General features: G+C 61.6%; 2 protein-coding genes. Both read left to right on the top strand.

The annotated features are described in order from the left end of the window. Positions 1 to 456, top strand: a 456-nt coding sequence (locus tag RMZ43_RS35985) for an ATPase, T2SS/T4P/T4SS family (RefSeq protein ID WP_428851025.1), incomplete at its 5' end; no start/stop codon positions are given. Between the two features lie 16 nt (positions 457 to 472). Next, positions 473 to 696 (top strand): TrbC/VirB2 family protein (locus tag RMZ43_RS35980; protein ID WP_428851024.1); only part of this gene is annotated, 224 nt, incomplete at its 3' end.

The following is a 696-nucleotide window of genomic DNA, read 5'->3' as shown; positions in this document are numbered from 1 at the left end:
ATCAACGAGATGGTGATTCAAGACCCGACCGAGCGGGTTTTCATCATCGAGGACACCGGCGAAATCCAGTGCGCCGCCGAGAACTACGTCCAGTACCACACCAGCATCGACGTGAACATGACGGCGCTGCTGAAAACCACCCTCCGCATGCGCCCCGACCGAATCCTGGTCGGCGAGGTGCGCGGCCCCGAAGCCCTTGATCTGTTGATGGCCTGGAACACCGGGCACGAAGGAGGTGCTGCAACCCTGCACGCAAACAACGCCAAAGCTGGATTGGATCGGCTCGCCATGCTCATCAGCATGCACCCCGATTCCCCGAAACCCATTGAACCGCTTATCGGCGAGGCGGTTCACGTGGTTGTTCACATCGCCCGCGTCGAAGGCTCGCGGCGCATCCAGGAAATCTTGGAGGTTTCCGGGTACGTCAACGGCCAGTACATCACCAAAACCCTCTGACTAGGAGTTACGACCAATGCAAGCAACCCTCCCGGAATTCCGCCTCAACCGCAACGCCCTGTTCTACATGGGCCTCTTCGCCCTCTTGGCGTTCTTCCTGCTGGCCCCCCAGCACGCATTCGCCTCCGAAGGCACCGGCGGCTCTCTGCCGTATGAGAGCTGGCTGACCAACCTCCGCAACTCCGTCACCGGCCCGGTGGCCTTCGCGCTGTCGATCATCGGCATCGTGGTCGCCGGCGG

This window comes from Nostoc sp. CmiVER01 (assembly GCF_034531135.2).
Lineage (GTDB): Bacteria > Cyanobacteriota > Cyanobacteriia > Cyanobacteriales > Nostocaceae > Nostoc.
The sequence above is the reverse complement of the archived record's forward strand: the minus strand, read 5'-3'. Positions and strand labels throughout refer to the sequence as shown.